The 13,937-nt window shown below is 53.1% G+C and carries 7 protein-coding genes and 1 pseudogene; 6 read left to right on the top strand and 2 right to left on the bottom strand.

What is annotated here, in order from left to right; translation table 11 throughout:
* Positions 1 to 584: phage terminase large subunit (gene terL, locus K6117_RS08030; RefSeq protein WP_221793677.1), on the top strand; the 584-nt coding region annotated here is incomplete at its 5' end.
* 586 nt (positions 585 to 1,170) lie between these two features.
* Here the strand turns inward: terL and K6117_RS08025 are convergent.
* Together K6117_RS08025 and K6117_RS08020 are read right to left on the bottom strand one after the other, a co-directional pair.
* A pseudogene (locus tag K6117_RS08025) lies at positions 1,171 to 1,338 on the bottom strand (transposase); the annotation flags it as partial.
* 340 nt (positions 1,339 to 1,678) lie between these two features.
* On the bottom strand, positions 1,679 to 2,218 hold the full coding sequence (locus K6117_RS08020; RefSeq protein ID WP_221793675.1) for an EF-hand domain-containing protein: 540 nt from the start codon (positions 2,216 to 2,218) through the stop codon (positions 1,679 to 1,681).
* Positions 2,219 to 2,888: 670 nt separating this feature from the next.
* Here K6117_RS08020 and K6117_RS14590 point away from each other — a divergent pair.
* The 5 genes from K6117_RS14590 (at position 2,889) to K6117_RS07995 (ending at position 13,812) form a co-directional block, all read left to right on the top strand.
* Positions 2,889 to 8,879, top strand: coding sequence for an autotransporter domain-containing protein (locus K6117_RS14590; RefSeq protein ID WP_221793773.1), 5,991 nt, complete (start codon positions 2,889 to 2,891; stop codon positions 8,877 to 8,879).
* Between the two features lie 207 nt (positions 8,880 to 9,086).
* Entirely contained in the window at positions 9,087 to 11,171 is a 2,085-nt protein-coding gene (locus K6117_RS08010) for a tetratricopeptide repeat-containing sulfotransferase family protein (protein ID WP_221793673.1), read from the top strand.
* Between the two features lie 423 nt (positions 11,172 to 11,594).
* Entirely contained in the window at positions 11,595 to 12,032 is a 438-nt protein-coding gene (locus tag K6117_RS08005; protein WP_221793671.1) for a Ros/MucR family transcriptional regulator, read from the top strand.
* Between the two features lie 821 nt (positions 12,033 to 12,853).
* On the top strand, positions 12,854 to 13,369 hold the full coding sequence (locus K6117_RS08000; RefSeq protein ID WP_221793669.1) for a DUF3489 domain-containing protein: 516 nt from the start codon (positions 12,854 to 12,856) through the stop codon (positions 13,367 to 13,369).
* Positions 13,370 to 13,371: 2 nt separating this feature from the next.
* Positions 13,372 to 13,812, top strand: a complete 441-nt coding sequence (locus K6117_RS07995) for a DUF2924 domain-containing protein (protein ID WP_221793667.1) — start codon at positions 13,372 to 13,374, stop codon at positions 13,810 to 13,812.
* The last annotated feature ends 125 nt before the right edge of the window (positions 13,813 to 13,937 follow it).

Genomic DNA, 13,937 nt, shown 5'->3' with positions numbered 1-13,937 from the left:
GCCGGGGATGGCTACGCTATTACGAGGCACCGCCCGAGCAGTTCGACACGGTGCTGGTCAGCTGGGACACCGCGTCGACCCTGTCGGAGAACGCGGACTGGTCGGTCGGGACAGTCTGGGGCATGGCCGGCGGTGAGATCCATCTGCTCGACGTCATTCGCGAGCGACTGGAGGCACCTGACCTGCGGCACCGGATCGAGGCGGTGCACCGCGACGTGAAAGCAGACATCACGCTGATCGAGGATGCCGACCTTGGTCGCGGCATCGCACAGGACCTGAGGCGCAGCTCCGGCTATTGCAGGCCGCGGCTGGTCCGGCCGACCATCGACAAGCTTGCCCGTATGCAGGCCCGCTCGGTGATGTTCGAGACCGGCAAGGTGCTTTTTCCGCGAGAAGCCCCCTGGCTGGCGGTCTATCTCGACGAGCTGCTGGGATTTCCCAACCGACGGCATGACGATCAGGTCGACAGCACCTCTCAGGCGCTCGACTGGTTCCAGCAGAAGTTCTCGGGCGATATCTCGCCGCGCGCTCGCAAACGTCCCGAGGGCAAGCGCAGGCCAGCCGGAGCGCCGAGACGGATCTGAAGGCAGTTTCTTGCGAGTATCAGTTTGACATTGTAATCACTGCTGTTGACCATGCTAACAAACCAGTTGCTGTGGCTTGATGGATATGATCGGGAGGAGCGTGAATGATAACACATCCTAACGTATGCATATATTTTATCAGGAAAATACATATTATTAATATATAATAATAAATAATTATTATATATTTTTCTTAATTGTTTAATTAAATTTATTTATTAAATTTTTAGAATTTATGATGAGTAAATTCATTATTCATAAATTTTAATGTAATTATTACTTAGATAATTGTCGTTTTATTGCCTCTATAGATCCAAGAGCTCTTACGAGTACTACCTCTACGGCATGCACGTCGAATCCCAATGCGGCCTCTTCCCGATCCGTCATCTCCATTATAACCCGCCATGCCGCATCAGATTGTCGCGCAAGTTGTAGCAGGTGCACGCCACTAAGGCCGCCGCCACCGTTGATCCATATTCGGGCTGCCCGGTCGCAAACGCCAGTCCATCCCATAACGGTTTTCGTCGCGCGCCGACTGGCCCCAAGTTCATTACGCAATGCGGATCCAACCCGTTCAGCCACACCCTTGCTGGATTGACCGGCCCCCATATTCCTTGCGCCAGCGATAATAGATCTGTTCGCTGACTGACAGCCGACGGCATACCTCTCCGACCGACGCACCCTGCGCCAGTGCGATTTCTGCCTCACGCAGCTTGCCAATAATCTCTTCCGGCTTGTGTTTCTTGAATGGCATTCCTTGTCTCCTTCATGGTCCAAAATAACAGATATTTTGAACTACTCAGAAGGGGGGTAGATCACTACAAACAGCGCAACTTCGTCAAACGCTTCTTCAACAAACTCAAATATTATTGTCGCATCGGAACCCGTGACCACAAGCTCGGCTCAGCCTATCTCGTCATGGTTAAACTCTCTTGCATCAGACTACGCCTTCGACGATTTGCGTCCTTGACTCAAAAAGTTCGAGCGCCAATGTGCAAGCGCCTGCCACTGGGCTAATGCGGCCGAACGACAGGCGTTTGTATATTGGGCTACCGACGAGGTTGCTCTCTTGATTGGAGTATCTGGGACCTGGTTTATTTCTGGGGGGGGGTGGGCCTGCGTTCTTGCCCGGATAAAATCCCGTTTTTATCAATGTCCCTCTTGGCAAAATCCTGCAGTGCAGGGGCTTGCAATTCCTGTGGGCTAAGTTTGCTGTCCTTGTTGCTGTCAAGGCGAGTAAAGGCCTTCGAGACATCTATAAGGGGCGGCTTTGGAGCAATGTTGCCAGCTTCCCATTCTGCGCGACTCAGAGTTCCGTCCTTATTACTATCCAAGCGATTAAATACTTCGCTCCGACGTTTCTCGGCTGCGATTTTTTGACGTTCCAGATTGGCGGTTCGGCCAGCTGCCAGTTCAGCTGGCGAAATAGAGCCATCATGATTGCCATCCATCACGGCGAAGTTCGCGTCGAGTTGTTTTTTGAGGTCGGCAAGCTGCAAAGGTGCTGGCTGTTTCGCAGTGCGGGCAGTCGCTTTTAGTGGTGATGCGGGTGGATTATCGACTGCTTGCGCAGTTGAGATCGTCAAGATGAAAATAGCTGAAGTGATTGAAGATATATATAATGCACTTTTCATTGAACTCTCCGAATATTTTAGGTGGTTATTTAATTATATATAGTTAGTAAGGTGCATTAAATAATTAAACGCCTATCAAAATTTTAATGAAATGTTAATATTTACATATATTGATGCTGGCATGAGGTGTGGAATGGGGTCCGTTTATTGAAGGTGAATAGGTGGTCTGTCTCATTGTCTCTGTCGCCAGTGTTGGCGGACGATGTGATGTGGTGACGCCGGATGGCGGTGTTGGCGACCGCGCCGTTGCCGATAGGTGACCGGTCATGAAATTGTGATTTTATATTTATCAATATGAAATATGATTCATTCTAATGAATTCTCGATTCGCTCAAAGGCAGGGTTGGTCATCCCCTAAGTGATATTACTTAACGATACCGCCATTGGGTCAATCCTTAAAATGTATGTCGATCTGTTTAACAGTTGCCAATCTTCAACATCAATAAAAAAAACTAGATTTTCGTCATAAATTATAGACATCGGCAAATTCCTAGGTTAGCTATTTTTAATAAATATAAGGCGGGGCCGAACTCCAAGATCTTGGGAGTTATCCTAAATCTTGCAGGGGGGGGCGAGCTGGTTGCGGTCGCAGAACGACGTGTAGCTTAGGCGGTATCTGATCCAGCATGGTTAATACCTGTCGCGTCCCGCGACAGAGCAAGGGGATTTTATGATGATTCGCAATTCACGGCATATGCTGACGGTGAGTGTTTCTGCACTCGCGCTTGGCATGGCTCTGCCATCATATGGTGCAGGGCCAGGTATAGGGCAGTCGACCACGCAAGCTGACGTCAATACGACATTGACGATCAGCAATATTGGTGATGTATTCGAATTCGGTCAGGATAACACAGGGGGCGCTATTGAGGCGTCGACTGTGAATAGTGTGCCGACCGGCGAGGTCAGCCAATATGGTAGCGGCACTGGTGTCGGCGTCGGTCTCGGCGATGCGGACATTAGCCTGATCAACAATGGCTCGGTCGATGTGCTCGCGAATGCGGGCGCGGTGAACTTGGCGGGCGCGGCAACAGCTGATGCCTATGTGTCGACGGGCTATTATCAAGAAGGCAGTGGCCTCGCTAGCGCCACGATCGATATCCTGAACAACGGTACGATGGCGGTTGATGCGATCGCATCTGCGACGGCCAGTGCGAATGCCGATGCCAGCGCGACCGTGAATTATGGCCTCTATCAATCGGCGAATGCCGGGACATTGGCGACGGCAACCATCACCAACGCGGCCAGCAGTCTCATCGACATTACGGCGCAGGCGATGGCGAGTGGCAGTGCTGCGAGTGCAGACGCCAACGTCTCCCAAGGCGTCTATCAATATGCCAATGGCTCCGATGCGACGGCGGATATCGTCAATGATGGCGCCATCAATATCAGCGCCATTGCGCAGGCTGATGCGTTAACGGGTAATGCTGATGCCAACGCATCGGCAGAGGGCATTTATCAAGAAGCCATTGGCGATACTGCTGCGGTCAATTTGACCAATAACAGCACGATCACGATCTCGTCGCTCGCGACCGCCAATGCCGATATCTTTGCCTCGGCTTATGCTTCGGTTGACAGCGCGCTCAGCCAGGTCGCCTATGGTTTGGATGTTGGCAGCCTGACGATCGACAACGCATCGACCGGTACCATCACAGTGGCTGCCGATGCGAATGCAATTGGCTCCAGCGCATATGCGAATGCGTATAACGATTCGGGCATTTATCAATCTGCAACGGCAGACGGTGTGGCTGGTCTGGCCAGTGCGACGGTGACCAATGCGGGCGCGATCAACATTACGGCGAATGCGGATGCTGTCGCTACCGGCAATGCTGCCAATGCTGACGCAACTGTCAGCGGTGTAACGCAGAATGCCTATGGCTATAACGGCTCCTCTGCTTTGGTGGCGCTGACCAACACCGGCACGCTCGGCATTACAGCTACTGCCACGGCAGATGGCTTGGTTTATGCCAATGCTGATGCATCGGTTGATACCGGCATTTCGCAATCTGCGAATGCCTATGGCACTGGCGATGCGTCTATCTCGCTCGCCAACACATCGAGTCTGACGATTGCAGCGGCGGCGGATGCTCTTGCCAGTACCAGCCAGGCCTATGCCTATGCCTCTGTTGATAATGGCATTGATCAAGATGCCTATGCCAATGACGGTAATGCCAGCGTTGCGCTGGCAAATAGCGGCACGATCAATATCGGTGCCGATGCAGTGGCAGCAGGCACTTATGCCTTTGCAAGCGCAGACGTGGAGTCGGCGATTGATCAATATGCTCAGGCTTATAATGGCGGTGCTGCGAGCGCCGACTTCGCTAATAGCAGCACGATCAATGTCACGGCGACAGCCATGGCCAATGCCGATGGTTATGCTTCGGTCTCTGCCTCCGCCTCTACGGGCCTTTCGCAGGGTGCAGATGCTTATGGCGGCGGTAATGCTTTAACGACGGTCGTGAATAGCGGCACGTTTACGCTTGCCGCTGATGCCGTGGCTAATGGCTCGGGTGCCAGTGCTGAGGCAGACGTCGATTATGGCATTTACCAATATGCCGATGCCTATCTTTCGGGGCTGAATCCCAGCGGCAATGCCTCGGTGGATTTGACCAACGCATCGACCGGCGTGATTAACGTCACGGCTAATGCTGACGCCAATGCCACGAGCACGAACGCAGATGCATCTGCATCTGCGTATGAAGGCCTTTATCAAAATGCCTATGCGCGCAACGGTGATGCGTCGACCTTAATCACCAATAACGGTAGCTTCAACTTCACGGCGGATGCCAATGCGGTAGCACAGAATACGGCTGGCACGGCGAGCAATGCGAATGCAACTGCTTATGCATATTATGGCGTCTCGCAGGAGGCTGTTGCTCAGGGTGGCGGAAATGCCGGAGTCTCGCTCGTCAATAATGGCACGTTTAACGTAAAGACAACGGCAACGGCAACGGCGGATGATTACGCTTATGCCTATGCGTCCTTCTATGATGCTGTGTCGCAGAGCGCTTATGCTTATGGCGGCGGCGATGCGACGGTGTCGCTGACCAATAGCGGTACGATGAACCTCAAGACGGCGGCAACAGCCAATGGTTATGGTGCCGGTGCCTATGGCTATATCGACAATAGCGCCATTTATCAGGATGCAGGTGCCTATGTCTCGGGTACTGACCTTAGTGGCAATGCTTCGGTCGCGCTGACCAACACATCGACTGGTGTGATCGATATCGGCGCCAATGCCATTGCCAATGCAACCGGTAGCGCTGCGACTGCTTATGCCTCTGTTTCGACAGGTGTGTATCAAAATGCCTATGCGAATGATGGCGATGCATCGGCGACGCTGACCAATAACGGTACGCTCAACATCAAGGCGAACGCCACTGCGGTCAGTGCTGCAACCGATGCTTATGCAGATGCATCGGTCGAAACCGGCATTTCTCAAAATGCCACTTCGACCAATGGCAATGCTGCGGTGCTGCTGACGAACACCGGCACGATCAACATTCTGGCAACCGGCAATGCCACTTCGGGGCTGACCGGGACCAATGATAGCGCAACGGCTTATGCGAGTGTCGGGACCGGCATTTATCAATATGCCAATGGCTCGACAGTGGACTTGAACAACTCTGGCACGATCAACGTCGGGGCAGCGGCAGCGGGGGTCGGCGATGAATATGCCTATGCCAGCGGTGATGCATCGGGCGTCGATCAGAATGCTTATGGTGTGGATGCGGCGGCGGCGCTGACCAACAGCGCCACCGGCGTCATCAATGTCAGCGGTAGCGGCAATGCGGCGGCTGATCAGGCGACGGCTTATGGTTATGCCTATGGGGTTGATCAATATGCTAGCGCAGGGTCTGCGGCAGATGTCTCGTTCACGAACGCCGGCAACCTTAATGTCGATGCCAACGCAATTGCTGCGGCGGTGTCGGATGGTTATGCCTCGGCCAGTGCTTCGGGCGTGTATCAGCAGGCCTATGGCACTGCGGCCCTCGCGACCTTCAACAATAGCGGCACGCTCACCGTCGATGCGGTCGCGGATGCTGCGGGTAGCACCTCGGCAACGGCTTATGCCTTTGCCAAGGGCTACACGGTCTATGGTGATCCGTTAACGCTGGCCGTCACCAATGGCGGCACGCTGGCCGTAAATGCGCAGGCAGATGCGGATTTCTACGCATCGGCAACCGCCATCGGCATGGGTCTCTATTCCAACGGTGTCTCCGAATTGCTGGCCGGCGCGGTCACGAATTCGGGCTCATTGTTGGTGGTGGCTGATGCTGCGGGTGGCACGTCTGACCTTGCCAACGCGACCGGTATCAACATGGTTTCGGGCGTCAACACGACGACCTTGACCAATAGCGGCACCATCAGCGTATCGGCATCGACCACCAATGGCCTGGCAACTGCCAAGGGTGTCGTGGTGACGGATACGGGCGTCGTGGCACCTCTGGTGACGGATGTCTTCACGCTCAATAACACGGGTGGCACGATCATCGCCCGTCAGAGCACGGACGGCGGCGCAACATGGCAGCGCGGTACGGCGATTGATACCAGCCTTGCACCGAACCCTGCGGTCATCAACCTGTCTGCACTCGGTGGCGTCAATGGCTCGATCTATGGCAATGTCGAGATCTCGGCGGCTGACACGATCAACGTGTTGGGTGGCGAGACCAAGCTGGACGGTATCGTCAATCCGCTTGGCGGGAAGATTGGCACGCTGAACATCGTAAGCGGTGGTACGTTGTATCTGGCTAATCAGCCAAATGCGAATACGTCCTATGATGGCCCTGCAAGTGTCAATGTCGATACCTTCACGGTCGCATCGGGCGGCAAGCTGGCGCTGCAATTGCCGTCGAATTCGACTGCGGCAACAGCAGAGCTTTCCTATCCGCAGGTGTTTGCCAACACGGCAAATCTCGGCGGTACGTTGGAAGTGCGCCCAACAAGCCAGAATGGCCTGTATGCGAACTCATACACCTATAATAACGTGATCGACGCCGACACACGGGTTGGCACGTTTGCCAATGTCGTCACCGGCACAGGCACGCCGTTGCTGACCGTCAACGCCGTGTATGATGCCGACAACAATGTCGATCTCAACCTCTCCCGCGTTGCTTTCGGTGATGTTGCAGGCCTTACTGTCAATGAAACGGCAGTCGGCGATGGCATTGAAAATGTCTACAATCCCAGCCTGACCGGGCCGTTCTCGACGTTGCTGGGCAATCTGTTCCAGCAGAGCGCAGCCAATTATCCGGGTGCGCTGGATCAATTGTCGGGTGCGCAATATGCCGGTTATGTTCAGGGCTTGAGGAACTTCAACGTCCAGACCAACACCTTGGTATCCGATCAGATTGATTGCGCCATCAGCATCGACGGGGTTGAAAAATGCCGTAATCCAGATGCTGGTCTGCGGCTTTGGGGTCTTGGCGGCTACAACCATGCCAAGGTTGATAGCGACATCAACGCCGCAGGGTATAAATCGAACAACTGGTTCGCGTTGCTGGGCCTTGATTACACCATGGGCAACTTCACGGTTGGCGGCTTTGGTGGCTATCGCAAGGCCAAGACGAATTTCGACCGTTACAATGGTCGGATCAAGTCTGACGGCTGGCAGGCCGGTTTGCTTGCCGCCTATGATATCGGGGACTTTTATGTCCGCGGTATCGGCAGCTATTCGGTCATGAATGGCAACAGCCGTCGCACTATTGCGATCGGTACGACCAGCGGCATCCTCAGCGGTAAGCCTGATGCCAACATCTGGTCATTCTATGGTGAAGGCGGTGCGCGCTTCGATATGGGTGGCTCCTGGCTCACGCCGTTCGTCGGGGTTGACTATACGAACGTGAAACTCAAGAGCTTCACAGAAACTGGCGTTCCGGGAGCAAACCTGAACTTCGGTAGCCAGAGCCAGAACAAGACGGCGATACTGGCTGGTGTGAAATGGGCGGGTAATTTTGGCGGGATCATCCCCGAAGCCAAGGTCGCCTATCGTCATGACTTCGGCAGCCGCGTGTATGGGGTCGATGCTTCCTTTGCCGATGCACCGGCGGGCAGCGACTTCCGCGTGTATTCGCCGGAAACGAAGCGTGACTCGATTGTTGCCGGGCTGAGCCTCGCAACAGCAATGTCTGAAAAGGTGACCGGACGTCTCGGTTATCAGGGACGGTTCAACAGCGATGTAACTGATCACGCCTTCTACGGTAGCGTGACCTTTGCACTTGGTGGTTCGACCCCTGCCGCACCGCCGCCACCGCCGCCCGTTTCAGTAGCACCGCCAGCGCCTCCAGCGCCTCCGGCACCGGCTGTAGTGGAATGCCAGACTGGCCCGTATATCGTCTTCTTCGACTTCGATAAGAGCGATATCACCGCCGAAGCAGCGTCGATCCTCGACAATGCTGCCGCCAATTATGCCAATTGTGGCAATGCGGTCATCACCTTGGCGGGCCATACCGACAAGTCCGGGCCTGATGCATATAATCAGGCTTTGTCGGAACGGCGCGCACAGGCAGTGCGTATGTATCTCGTCGGCCATGGCATTCAGGACGGCGTTATCACCAGCCAAGGCTATGGTGAATCAAGGCCGCTGGTGGATACAGCAGATGGTGTGCGTGAACCGCAGAACCGTCGTGTTGAAATCAAATATGGCCCTGGTTCTGGTCAGTAAGAGTAATGAATATCGCATATAAATAATAAATTGGGGTCAGTAGAAATGCTGACCCCTTTTTTAATATTTAAAATGAATCCTGAATTACGAAGTCGTTCATAACTTCGTTAATCCTCTAATCCCATGGGTATGATTCCGATGAGCAATGCAAATTCTGACGTCATCAATGACGAAGTAATCGAAAAGGTGCAGCGGGGGAGTATGCGGATGAGTGCCGCGAAGGCAATTAACCTTGCTGGCGAACTCTATTCTCGGGGACGCTTCAAACAGGCTGAGAATGTCTGCCGTCAGATTATCGAGCATACGCCCAGCCAATCAGATGCGCATAATATCCTTGGCGTATCGCTCAACGCGCAGGGTAAGCCGAAAGACGCCATCGCCAGTCTGAAGCGCGCGATCAAGCTTGCGCCACGGATTGCGAGCTATCATTCCAACCTTGGCGAGGTGCAACGCCAGCGTGGCCATCTTGCGGATGGCATCGTCACCTTGATGGATGCGGTCCGGCTGGATCCCAAGAACGCGCAGGCGCATAATAATCTCGGGATTATCCGTTACGAACGCAAGGAATATGAAGACGCGATCAAATGCTATCGTCAGGCGCTGGCCACCAATCCCGACTTTCCGGAAGCCTATAATAATCTTGGCAATGCGCTACGGATGATCGGCGATGTCGATGGCGCGATGCAGGCCTATCAACATGCGCTGGCGTACCGGGAAATATATCCAGAGGCCTATAATAATTTGGGTACGCTGCTGCGCGAAAGCGGCAAAACAGAGCAAGCCGAGCATGCGCTGCAAAAGGCGATCGCGCAGAACCCGCGATATATCGATGCCTATAATAATCTGGCTGCGACCTATCATGGGCAGAACAAGGATGTCGAAGCGCTGCGCATCATGTCGGATGTGCTGGCTTTTGCCCCGCGCAACGCGAAGAGCCTGATCCTCACGGCGCGCATCCAGTTGCGCCGGTCCAATTTTATCGCGTCGGAACAGGCGTGTCGCATGGTGCTGGCCGATGATCCGAAAAATGTTGAGGCAATGACCGTTTTGGGTCACGTCCTTCACGATACGGATCGCTATGACGAGGCGATCAATGTGCTGGAAGACGCGCTCAAGATCGACAAGGATTTCGCAGAGGCCCGTAATTTTTATGGCGTTGCGCTCAAATCCGTAGGGCGTCTCGCCGAAGCGCGTCAGGAAATTCTGGCGGCCTTGGCGCTGAACGATTCCATGTATGGCGCTTATGCCAATCTCAATGATCTAGTTGATTTTTCGCAGGAAAAAGAGCTATTCAATCGCATCGAAGCGATTATGGATGCGGCGCCCGACAAAAATGCAGATCAGATGCTGCCACTGCATTATGCCTATGCCAAGGCATTGGACGACACGGGGCAGCATAGCCGCGCGCTGGAACATTATTTGACCGGTGGTCGGCTGAAGCGCGCCCAGCTTCGTTATGTTGAAGAAGAGACATTCAGCTTTTTCGATACGATCAAAAAGGCGTTCCCGTCGGAGATTTTTGCCAACCGTCCCTTTGCGGGCAATCCGACTGATCGTCTGGTATTCATCGTCGGGATGCCGCGTTCGGGTTCGACGCTGGTGGAGCAGATCATCTCAAGTCGGCCTGATGTGTTTGGCGCGGGCGAGGTCAAGTACCTGAGCCGTTCGCTTCATGCCCTGCGCGACCGCTTCCCCTCATTGTCGCGATATCCTGATATAATGGGGGAACTCAGCACGGGGCAATATGATATTCTTGCCAACCGGTATCTGGCAGATGTGACGGCATCTGCGGGCGATGCGTTAAAGGTGACCGACAAATTGTTGACGAACTATTTCTTCGTCGGCCTGATTCATCTGCTCTTTCCCAATGCCAAGATCATCAACACGCGACGCGACCCGATTGACACATGCTTGTCCGCATTCACGAAGCTGTTCAAGGATGACATGCCCCACAGCTATGATCTGGGCGAGATTGGTCGCTATTATCGGCAATATGATAGCCTGATGGATCATTGGGACAGCGTCCTGCCAGCGGGGGTGATGACTACCGTGTTATATGAAGACATGGTGCGGGATACCGAAGCCGCATCACGTCGCCTGATCGACTTTATTGGCTTGCCTTGGAATGAGACATGCCTCGATTTCCATACGTCCACCCGTCCGGTAAAGACGGCGAGTGTCGCCCAAGTGCGTCAGCCGATTTATCAAAGCGCCGTAGACCGTTGGAAGAAATACGGGCCGGGCTTACAGCCACTGCTGGATGCGCTTGGCATAGAGGAGGTAGTCTCATGAAACCTCAGCCTAAGTGAGTTTAAGTAGTTCTGACCCGTCGCAGTCGACTGTTACGGCTGACGAGTTAGGATTGTGATCTCAAGAGGAGAGCCATGATGAGCTGGACTATTAGGGGTATAAATTTTAAATGAAAATGTGAATATCATGAGAGGTGTGCTATATTTAGATACTATTGTCGTGGAGTGTTGAGGGCAGGGCCTGTTTCCTACACCAATAGGCAAGAAAATATGGTTACTGAGGTGGTGCATCTGAAAAGTATGTGCTGGAAAATTAAATTATTTTTCTATATATAAATAAGATTATATTTAAAACTCCAGTATATACTTGTTATAATTTTTATTTTTAAGAAAAATGTGGTTCGCGCGAGAGTGTGAAAACGATTTTATGATCATGAGAATTACATCCAATACATAAGGTGATTCGATGGAAAATGACAATATTCTCCAGCATGTTGTGGATGTCTTGGCAGCCTATGTTTCAAGCAACACTGTGTCGAGCGAAGAACTGCCCGCATTGATCACTGTAGTTTACAACGCGCTGAAAAATCTTGACACACCGGAAACGCTGGTGGATGAGAAGCGGGAGCCAGCGGTCTCGATCCGCGCGTCGATCAAGCCGGAATCCATCACCTGTCTTGAATGCGGTAAGCGGTTTAAGATGCTGAAGCGACACCTCATCTGTGATCATGGTATTACCACAGCAGATTACAAGGAGCGCTGGAATTTGCCGAGCGGCTATCCGATGGTGGCGCCGCAATCAGCACAAACGCGCAAGGAACTGGCGGTGAAAATTGGTCTCGGCCACAATCGTGCGGAGGCTGAGAATCCTAGCCGTCGTAAAAAGTTGACGATAGCAGGATGAGTAGATGGGCCGTCTGCCGGACTTCCGCAAGCTGACGGCTGATTTCCGTGGGGAACGTATTCTGTCTGGACGGAGCCCCTACGATCAAGGGTATAAAATGGATTGGCGAAGTTATCGGGTGCGTTAATGGCTCCGGCCTTTTGGTGTGGGGATTATCCATTGGCCCTAACGGTTATCGGCTTATATGCTGGCACCTCACAATCTATCACGTTATTCATGCATGTGTTTACCGAATTGCGCCGCATTACGCTTCTGGGCCAGATTGATGTTGCTCAGGCCATGAGCACATGAACCGACTATGCAAAGACTTTAGTTGCATCGACCCGTGATGAGCAATTGGTGGCAAAGTGATTGCACAGGCCGCGCGCCCTGACAGCAGAGCAGATAACACTCATGCAACGTGAACGGAAAATCTTGACCGTGAGTTTTGGGCGGTTGAGCAAAGCTAAAGCGAAGATCGCCTCGATCTGGCGGCCTAATCGGCTGTAAGGGGAAGGCTGTAATATTAACTATGTGCTGATCCGTATTTTGTCCCGGCATCCTTTACCCGATACCTCGGGTTCAATAGTCTGTCACATTTCGTAAATACCGGGGGAAGACAGCCCTACCATGGCAAAGGTTGATGCTATCCTTGAAAAGTAGGTTATCAACTTAATAGAAATGCGGAACAATCCATTCGACTTCGTTCGCAAACGGAGCATTGGTGTTGTCATTGAAACGTTACTGCGGGTGGAGGTCGCTCGCATGCCCTGACCGAGGAATCGGCGGGGCTTCGGGTGGTGGGAGCAGATTAGGCTGCCCCATGATTGAGGACCACCCGGATGGTTATGAAGCTCAGCGAAATGCAGATCATTTTACTCGTGTCTGCCAGTCAGAGAGACAATGGTAGTTTGTTACCTGTACGAACCGATGCCGACAAACATCATGCCCGGATAGATAGGTCGATTGCGGGATTGATGAGGCGCGGTCTTGCTATCGAGGTAGCGGTTAGGGAGGATTGCCAGGTCTGGCGTGAAGGGAAGGGGATGAAGTCGGGGGTCGCGATTACCCCTCTGGGCCGCGATATTATCGACAAAATGTCAGAACCGGGGTTTTTGAGGACAATTCCCGTGCCAGCCGTGATGCCGCCGCGTGAGGGTAGTAAGCAGTCCTTGCTGCTTGAACTTCTTAGGCACCCTGATGGTACCAATCTGGCAAAAATGGGTGAAGCTACCGGCTGGCTTCCTCACACAACTCGCGCCGCCCTGACTGGTTTGCGCAAGCGTGGTTTTCCTATTTCAACTCACAAGGTTGACGGTGCCACACATTATTCGATCAGCCCGACTGCGGGAGACTAAGTATGTCTTTGCTTGATCAGCAGTTAGCGGCATTGGCGAATATGACTCCTACACAGCTTCGCGACAAATGGTTTCAAACTTTCAATTTTATGGCGCCCGATGTCGGCAAGAAAATGCTCGCGCTCGGTATAGCCTACAGGTTGCAGGAGCAGTTACTGGGAGGGCTATCATCACCTCATAGTCGTGAACTGACTCGGTTGGAAATGCGTTTTGCGAAGACCGGTACCGTTAATGTCGATCGTGCTGCCACACTCAAGGTCGGGACGCTGTTGGTGCGCGAATGGCAGGGGAAAACCCATCAGATCCTGATTCAGGATGAGGGGTATCTATATCAAGATCAGGTTTTTGGTTCTCTCAGTCAGGTTGCTCGCCATATTACTGGGACTCATTGGTCTGGACCACGTTTCTTCGGACTCACGGGGAAGGGGCGTGTATATGGCTAAGCAGCCAATGATCACGACACAGGCTCGAATTAAGCCTGTTCGCTGTGCTATTTACACGCGCAAATCAACCGAAGAGGGGCTCGATCAGGCGTTCAACAGCCTTGATGCGCAACGCGAAGCGTGTG

This window comes from Alteraquisediminimonas sediminicola (assembly GCF_019740335.1).
Lineage (GTDB): Bacteria > Pseudomonadota > Alphaproteobacteria > Sphingomonadales > Sphingomonadaceae > Alteraquisediminimonas > Alteraquisediminimonas sediminicola.
This window is presented reverse-complemented; position numbering and strand designations above follow the sequence as displayed.